Source organism: Lentzea sp. NPDC051838, from assembly GCF_040681245.1.
In the GTDB taxonomy this organism is placed as follows: domain Bacteria; phylum Actinomycetota; class Actinomycetes; order Mycobacteriales; family Pseudonocardiaceae; genus Lentzea.
In genome coordinates this window covers 215,363-223,098 of the sequence record NZ_JBFAYI010000012.1, presented here as the reverse complement: position 1 = coordinate 223,098, position 7,736 = coordinate 215,363, and the positions used below count along the sequence as shown (strand labels likewise).

Sequence of the window (7,736 nt, the reverse complement as noted above, 5' to 3'; positions counted from 1 at the left end):
CAACTCGACGAAAAGCGTGTCGAGTTGACACCCCTGACCTGGCGCGGCCAACGATCAGCCACGACTCGTGACGGGACCCACCCCACCTATTCGTTTCTTGGCTAAGGGCAGCTCGGCTTCGCCGTCGCCCAAGCAGCTCGGCTTCGCCTTCGCCACTGCAGCTCGCCTTCGGCGTCGCCCAGGCAGCTCGGCTTCGCCTTCGCCTTGCCTCGGCTTCGCCGTCGGGTCGCCTCGCCTTCGGCGTCGGCGTGGTGGGCGGCGTGCTTACTTCAGGCGGCGGCGGTATGCGAGCGTTGCTGCTACTGCGCCTGCCAGGGCACCTGCGCCCAGGACTGACGGGACGCCGATCTTGGCGGCTTTGCGGCCCGTTCTGAAGTCTCGGATTTCCCAACCCTTGCGGCGGGAGATTTCGCGGAGCTGCGAGTCCGGGTTCACGGCTACGGCTGTGCCTACTACGGAGAGCATCGGGACGTCGTTCGCGGAGTCCGAGTAGGCCGTGCAGCGGCGGAGGTCCAGGCCTTCCTTGGCTGCCAGGGAGCGGACTGCTTGGGCCTTGGCCTTGCCGTGGAGGAGGTCGCCCACCAGGCGGCCCGTGTAGACGCCGTCGGCTGATTCGCTCACTGTGCCCAGGGCGCCGGTCAGGCCCAGGCGGCGGGCGATGATTTGGGCTAGTTCGACGGGGGTGGCGGTTACCAGCCAGACTCGTTGGCCTGCGTCCAGGTGCATTTGGGCCAGGGCTTGGGTGCCCTTCCAGATGCGGTCGGCCATCAGTTCGTCGTAGATCTCTTCGCCGAGGGAGACGAGTTCGGCGACGCTTCGGCCCGCTACGAAGGAGAGGGCCTGTTCGCGGCTGGCTTTGACCGAGGCCGGGTCCTCTCGGCCGCCTACGCGGAACTTCAGCTGTTGCCAGACGAAGCCTGCTAGGTCGCTGGAGGAGAAGTACTTGCGCGCGGCCAGGCCTCGGGCGAAGTGGAAGATCGAGGCGCCCATCATCATCGTGTTGTCCACGTCGAAGAAGGCGGCCGCGGTCAGGTCTGTGGGCACGGCCAGGGAGGCTTCGAGCTCTGGCGCCGCCGCCGCGGCAGCCTGGATCGCCGCCTCCGCCGATGCCTCGCCGGCGAGCTCGGCCAGTCGGTCGCTCTCCACCTCACGCTTACCTGCCATGTCACAAGCCTAGCGATCAGGTCCGACGGAAAACGCTCGACTCAGCCGAAGCTGATGCCAGGGAGTAGTGGGAGCGAGATCGTGGGCAGCGGGAGGGGTAGCGGGATCGTGATTTCGGGCTTGCCGGAGGTGGGCGGGGTGGTCGTGCCCGGCTTGGCGGACGACGAGGGACCTGGGATGCCGGGGACCAGCGATTGGGACGGCTGCGTCGACGGCGTTGCGGAGCCCGACTGGCCGGGCAGGCCCGACGGCGTCGGTTGCGCCGAGGACTCTCGGTTCGGTGAGGTGTTCGGGTCCGTCGCGACGTTGGCGCACTCGTCCTTGGACGGGAGCGGGCCGAGGGTGTCGGACGAGCCGCTGACGATCGAGGAGCAGCCGGAGCGGGCGGCCAGGTCGTGGGCGCGTTGGGCGATGCTCGCCAGGAGCCACATGGTGGTGTCGGCGTGGGCGCCCGCTTCGCCGGGGAGGCGGGGGCGCAGGGTGCCGAGCTTCACGTACTGGGCCAGCGCCCAGTCGCGCAGGGCCGGGAGCGCCTTCTCGTCGGACGAGGCGGCGTAGGTGGTGAGCTGGCGGGCGCCTTCGACGGCGTCGGCGTTCAGGTCGGAGAGTGCGGTGAGCTGAGCGGACTCGTCCGAGGCTCGTTCGGCCAGGGTCTCCATCTCGGTGACGCGGGACGCGGCGAACTCCAGGTGCTTCAACGCGCGCGACTCGTCGTCGAAGGTCAGGCCGAGCGAGGCGCTTTCGGTGGTGCGCTTGATGCCGTAGAGCGGGTCTCCCGGGAGCGCGTCACGGCTGAGCAGCACACTCATACCGGCGAGCGACATGAGCAGGCACAGGACCGCGGCCGCCGCGACTGCTAATCGTGCGCGCGCTCCCACGCGTCTTACCGACGGGAGCACCAGGGGCTTCTCGGGCGGGGGCGCGGTGAGGATGCGCTGTTTCATGCGCGCGCGAGTCTCGGCGTCCGGGCCCACGTCCATGGCCCTCAACATCTCGACGATCGCCAGGTCGTCGGCCAGATCCGAGTCGCGGCCGACCGGCTGCGGACCGCCTTCCACCGCACGGGCGAATCGCTCGTGCTCCGTGTGCCGCCACCGCGGTGTGCTTCCCTTACCGTCCATCTCAGCCCGAGTAACGAAGTTGATCTAGTTTGGGTTACGCCCGTGTCGTCGTGATCACCGCAACCACGACGGAAGGATCTGCGCGAGCCTGCGCACGGCCCGGTGTTGAAGTGCCTTCACGGCGCCCTCGTTGCGGTCCATGAGCGCCGCGACCTCGGACACCGACTTGCCTTCGATGAACCTCAGCACGATGCACTCCCGCTGGTCGTCCCCCAACTGGGAAACGCAGCGGAGCAGCTCCGCGTTGGTCGCCTCGGTCATCACTTCCTGTTCGGGACCGCCGGTCTCCTCGCGGTTGTCCTGGAGCTCCGCCGTCGTGACCTCGAGCCGGTAGCGGCTCGACTTCACGTGGTCGAACACGATGTTGCGGGCGATCGTGACGAACCAGGCGCCCACGTCCCGCCCCTGGTAGCTGACCGAACCGATGCTGCGCAGCGCGCGCAAGAACGTCTCACTGGTCACGTCCTCGGCGAACGCGCGGTCGCCGCCCACCCGGAAGAGGACATAGCGAAAGACCATGTCGACGTACTTGTCGTAGAGCACGCCGAACGCCTCGGTGTCACCCTCCTGGGCGGCCTTGACGAGCTGCCACGGCTCGTCGCCTGCGTCGTCGTGCTGACCTCCCGTCATGGTTCGGGTGGTCCTGATCGTGGTCGGTCGTGCCCTTGCAGTCATCGGCTGGCGGCACCTCCACAGAGTCGCCGTGGCGGCAGCATACGTGTTGTTACTCCGTAGTAGGTAGCGGACGGGGTTGCGATGTGGAGACGCGCGAACCACGGCTTCGTGACGCTGGCCACGCGTGGAAGACTGCTCGGAGCGTCCAGTTGTTCATGAGGAGGCCATGTTGACTTCCGCTCGCAATGTCGCAGATCTCGTCCGTGCTTCGGCACAGCGGGGGCCGAGCCACGTCGCAGTAGTCGACGTCGCGAGCGGTGTGAGCCTCACGTGGGAAACCATCGACGGTGCGATCGATGCTTTCGCCCGCCGTTTGGCCGATTCCGGTCTCGAACCGGGCGACCGAGTGGCGGTACGGCTCCCCACCTCGCCCGAGTTCGTGGTCGCGGTCTTCGGAATCCTGCGCGCGGGCGGCGTCGTGGTGCCCACCGGCCCCGGCAACCCGCCGCGAGAGCTTCAGCGGATCCTGGCCGACTCCGGCGCCGCGCTGCTGATCGGCGACGGCGAGGGCTCCGACGCCACCGTGCTCGACGTTCCGGACGTCAACGCCACCGCGGAGCCGTTCGAGGCTGTGCGCGGCGGCGAGGACCTGGCGGTGCTCGGCTACACCTCGGGCACGTCCGGCGTGCCGCGCGGGGCGATGCTGTCCCACCGCGCGCTGCTCGCGAACGTCTCCCAGTGCGCCTCGCTGCGGCCCGCGCCGGTGACGGCAGGGGACCGCGTGCTGCTCGCGCTGCCGCTGTTCCACGTCTACGGCCTCGGTCCGGGGTTGCTGCAGGTCGCGGGCGCGGGCGCCACGGCGGTGCTGCTGGAGCGCTTCGAGCCGGGCAACGCGCTGGACGTCATCGAGCAGCACCGGGTCACCACGATGGTCGGCGTGCCGCCCATGTACCGGGCGCTGCTGGCGAACCCGATCGAGGTGCTGCGCGAGAAGCTGGCCACGGTCCGACTCTTCACGTCCGGTGCCGCGCCGCTTCCGGCGGGGGTCATCAACGAGATGCGCACCGCCATCGGCATCCCGGTGTTCGAGGGCTACGGCCTGACCGAGACCGGGCCTGTGCTGACGTCCACGCTGGTGGGAGGCGTGCCGAAGCCCGGTTCGGTCGGGCAGGCGCTGCCCGGCGTCGAGATCCGGCTGGTCGACACGGACGGTTCGGTGCTCGACATCGACGAGGACGAGCCCGGCACCGGCCTGGTGTCCGCGAAGGGCGACAACCTCTTCAGCGGCTACTGGCCCGACGGTGCGCACGGGCCTGATTCTTCCGGGTGGTTCCGCACCGGCGACGTCGGTTTCATCGACTCGGACGGCGACCTGCACCTGGTCGACCGGGCCGGTGACCTGATCATCGTCAACGGGTTCAACGTCTACCCGCACGAGGTCGAGCAGGTCATCGGCGAGATGCCCGCTGTGCTGGAGGCCGCGGCCGTCGGCGTTCCGGACGAGAAGACCGGCGAGTCGGTGAAGGTCGTGATCGTGCTGCGGGACGGGCAACAGGCCACGTCCGAGGACGTCGTGGCGCACTGCGCGGCCCGGTTGGCGAAGTTCAAGGTGCCCACGTCGGTGGAGTTCGCGCCCGCGCTGCCGCACTCGCCCACCGGCAAGCTGGCGCGCGCTGTGCTGCGGAAGCCGTTGGGGGCGTGATGACTCACCACGTGACTGTCATGAGCCGCGTGAACTGCCACCTTTGCGACGTCGCGAAGGTCGAGGTCGAGCGGATCTGCGGTGAGGTCGGTGCCACCTGGTCGGTGGAGGACGTCGACTCGGATCCGGAGTGGCGTGCCGAGTACGGGGATCAGGTGCCGGTGTTCCTGGTCGACGGGGTCGAGCACGGGTACTGGAAGGTGGAGGAGGACCGCCTGCGCGCGGCCCTCAGCTAGTCGGCCAGGCCCAGCTCGCGCCACCCCAGCTCACCGGCCGGAGTCAGCACCACCGCGCGAGTCGTCCCGATCCGCCGAACCCATCCACGCTCGAAGAACACCTGGCAGAGGTGCGCCCCGGCGGCCCCCGCGAGGTGCGGGACGCGTTCCGTCCAGTCCAGGCAGGCCCTGCTGACCTGGCGTTTCGACGGCTCGAAGCCCAGCTCCTTCAGCCAGACCAAGCCGGACGAGGTGATCGCGAGATCGGCGGTCACCACGCCGAGCTCCAGCAGGCCGGACTTCAGCGCGATGCCGAGCCGCCCGGCCAGGTGGTCGTAGCAGGTCCGGCCGCGCGCCATCGCCTCCGACGCCGAAGCCGCGCGCAGTCCCCGTGCAGGCTTCGGCCCGGCGAACGCGGTCATGGCCTCCAGCAGCTCGGCCACGTGCGGACCCGCCAGCGACACGTACCGGTGCCGTCCCTGGCGGTGCTCCACCAGCAGGCCGCCCTCGATCAACCGCGTCAGATGCTCGCTGGCGGTCGAAGGGGCCACACGGGCGTGAGTGGCCAGCTCGGTGGCCGTCCACGCCCTGCCGTCCATCAGGGCCTGGCAGAACGCGGCCCGTGTCCGGTCGGCGAGCAGTGCGGCCAATGCCTCCATGCGGCCATTCTGCGGCCGGAACACTTCGGCCCGCGCCGAAACGTTCCGAGCCTACGTTCGAGCGCATGACCGAAGAGCTGCTGAGCCTGCCCGTCCCGTCCGTACCCGACGGCCAGAAGGGCGTGGCGTGGCTTCGTGCCAACGTCGTCCGCTTCAGCAACGGCGCCGAGCACGCACGCAGGCGCGCGCTCACGGCCGAGCTCGTCGAGAACGTCACCTCGCTCGACGAGCTGGCGAGGGCGCTGAAACTCCCCGGCTCGCTCGGCGACATCGCCGTGATCGCGCCCTGCTACCAACCGCACGAGCCGATCACCGACGAAGCGGACGCGGCGGTCGAACGGCTCGCGAGCAGCCACGACGAGGAGACAGCGGCGCGGATCGGGCTGCTCGTGCAGGCCTGGGCGGCCACTCACGCGCTGGCGAAGAACCTCGAAGCCGGAAGTTCGGCGGCCCCGGTGCCGATCACGCGCAGGGCCGCGCAGGACGGCGTGATCGAGGTCAGCCTGGAGAACCACCCGTTCGGGCACGGCGCCCACGCCTGCCCCGGACGGGATCTCGGCATCCGACTGGCCAAGAACATGGCGTTCCGCGCGATGCACCACCAGGACGAGCCGCTGGTCCTGCCCAACGCCTGGGACTACACGTCGGCGGCCGCCCTGCACGCTGCGGGCTTCAAGGCGATCGGCACGACGAGCCTCGGGGTCGCGGCCGCGCACGGCATCCCGGACGGGATGGGACTGGCCGGCGAGCAGGCCATCGCGCTGGCCAAGCTGCTGAGGGACCTGCCCTGCCCGATCACCGTCGACTTCGAGTCAGGGTTCGGCCTGGACGTGGCCGAGCTGGTCGCGAACCTCGACGCGGCGGGCGTCAACCTCGAAGACGGCCGTCCGCACGGCCTGGCGTCAGCGGAAGAGCAGGCGCGCCTCATCAGCAAGGTCAAGGAGCGCGCGCCAGGCGTGTTCCTGAACGCCCGCATCGACACCCACTGGCACGGCACCGCCGTCGAGGAGACCGAGGAGCGCGCCAAACGCTATGTCGACGCCGGCGCGGACGGGATCTTCGTGCCAGGCCTGACCGAGCCGCGCGACATCGAGAAGCTCGCGCACCTGGCGCCGCTGAACGTGCTCGCCCAACAGCGCTCTCCGAAGGAGCTCGGCAACCTCGGCGTGAAGCGCATCAGCACCGGGTCGTTGCTGTTCAGGGCCGCCCTCCAGCACACCGTCGCGACCGCGAGGGCCGTTCGCGACGGTGGCGTGCCGGAAGCCTTCAGCTACGAAGAGGTGCAGGCGTTGATCTAGCCGAGAAAGACGTTCCGCCGCTGCGTGAGCAACCGGTAGAGCGTCTGCTGGATCGTCTCGCGGATCTGGTCGGTGAGGTTGAAGACCAGCATCGGGTCCTCTGCCGGGTTCTCCCCGAACACGTCGGTGCGGATCGGCTCGCCGAACTCGATGTACCACTTCGACGGCAACGGGATGGCGCCCAGCGGCCCGAGCAGCGGGAAGAACGGCGTCACCGGGAAGTACGGGAAGCCCAGGAGGCGCGCCAGCGATTTGATGTCGCCGATCATCGGGTAGATTTCCTCGGCCCCGACGATCGAGCACGGGATGATCGGCACGCCGGTCTTCAACGCCGCCGAGACGAAGCCGCCGCGGCCGAAGCGCTGCAGCTTGTAGCGGTCCTTGAACGGCTTGCCGATGCCCTTGAAGCCCTCCGGCCACACACCGACGAGCTCGCCGTTCGACAGCAGTCGCTCGGCGTCCGGGTTGCACGCGAGCGTCTGGCCGGACTTGCGGGCGAGCGCGCCCAGCAACGGCGTCTTGAACACGAGGTCCGCGCCCAGCATGCGCATGTGGCGCTGCGCCGGGTGCTCGGACGCGATGCCGTAGGAGGTCATCAGGGCGTCGAGCGGCAACGTGCCGGAGTGGTTCGCCACGATGAGCGCGCCACCGGCCGTCGGGATGTTGGACAGCCCGATCGTCTCGACCCGGAACCACTTCTCGTAGAGCGGCTTGAGCGGGGGCATCAAGACGTTCTCGGTGAGGTCGCGGTCGAAACCGAACTCGTCGATCTGGTAGTCGCCCGCGATCCGCCTGCGCGCGAACGACAGCAGGTCGGCCAGCCTGCGTTCCCAGTCCGGTGTCTCGGACTGCTGCTGCGCCGGCTCGGGAACCACCTCGACGTGGCGCGATCTGCGCGCGGCGTCGCGCTCCGGGTCGTGCAGCGGGATAACGCGTGCTCCTGCCACTGCGTTCATCTCCTC

8 protein-coding genes are annotated in these 7,736 nt (G+C 69.4%); 3 read left to right on the top strand and 5 right to left on the bottom strand.

Annotated elements, in window-relative coordinates:
* Positions 1-264: 264 nt before the first annotated feature.
* From AB0M24_RS25860 to AB0M24_RS25850, 3 genes are read right to left on the bottom strand one after another with little or no spacing between them, the layout of a single operon-like run.
* A complete protein-coding gene (locus tag AB0M24_RS25860; protein WP_363772798.1) occupies positions 265-1,164 on the bottom strand; it encodes an HAD-IB family hydrolase in 900 nt (299 codons plus the stop codon).
* A gap of 41 nt (positions 1,165-1,205) precedes the next feature.
* Entirely contained in the window at positions 1,206-2,285 is a 1,080-nt protein-coding gene (locus AB0M24_RS25855; RefSeq protein ID WP_363772795.1) for a DUF5667 domain-containing protein, read from the bottom strand.
* 54 nt (positions 2,286-2,339) lie between these two features.
* Complete coding sequence (locus AB0M24_RS25850) at positions 2,340-2,915, bottom strand: sigma-70 family RNA polymerase sigma factor (RefSeq protein ID WP_363772792.1); 576 nt, start codon at positions 2,913-2,915, stop codon at positions 2,340-2,342.
* 211 nt (positions 2,916-3,126) lie between these two features.
* On the opposite strand from AB0M24_RS25850, the gene AB0M24_RS25845 reads away from it, so the two are divergent.
* Positions 3,127-4,602 (top strand): AMP-binding protein, encoded by a 1,476-nt coding sequence (locus AB0M24_RS25845; protein ID WP_363772789.1) that lies wholly within the window; start codon positions 3,127-3,129, stop codon positions 4,600-4,602.
* The gene (locus AB0M24_RS25840) at positions 4,602-4,838 is read left to right on the top strand and encodes a glutaredoxin family protein (RefSeq protein WP_363772786.1); all 237 of its coding nucleotides are present in this window, start codon (positions 4,602-4,604) and stop codon (positions 4,836-4,838) included. Before AB0M24_RS25845 ends, AB0M24_RS25840 begins: the two co-directional genes overlap by 1 nt.
* Here AB0M24_RS25840 and AB0M24_RS25835 read toward each other — a convergent pair.
* Complete coding sequence (locus AB0M24_RS25835; protein WP_363772783.1) at positions 4,835-5,476, bottom strand: winged helix-turn-helix domain-containing protein; 642 nt, start codon at positions 5,474-5,476, stop codon at positions 4,835-4,837. The genes AB0M24_RS25840 and AB0M24_RS25835 overlap by 4 nt on opposite strands.
* Positions 5,477-5,541: 65 nt before the next feature.
* Here AB0M24_RS25835 and AB0M24_RS25830 point away from each other — a divergent pair, with 65 nt between their 5' ends.
* The gene (locus AB0M24_RS25830) at positions 5,542-6,774 is read left to right on the top strand and encodes an isocitrate lyase/phosphoenolpyruvate mutase family protein (RefSeq protein ID WP_363772780.1); all 1,233 of its coding nucleotides are present in this window, start codon (positions 5,542-5,544) and stop codon (positions 6,772-6,774) included.
* Here AB0M24_RS25830 and AB0M24_RS25825 read toward each other — a convergent pair.
* Positions 6,771-7,730, bottom strand: coding sequence for a lysophospholipid acyltransferase family protein (locus AB0M24_RS25825; protein ID WP_363772777.1), 960 nt, complete (start codon positions 7,728-7,730; stop codon positions 6,771-6,773). The genes AB0M24_RS25830 and AB0M24_RS25825 overlap by 4 nt on opposite strands.
* Positions 7,731-7,736 lie beyond the last annotated feature (6 nt).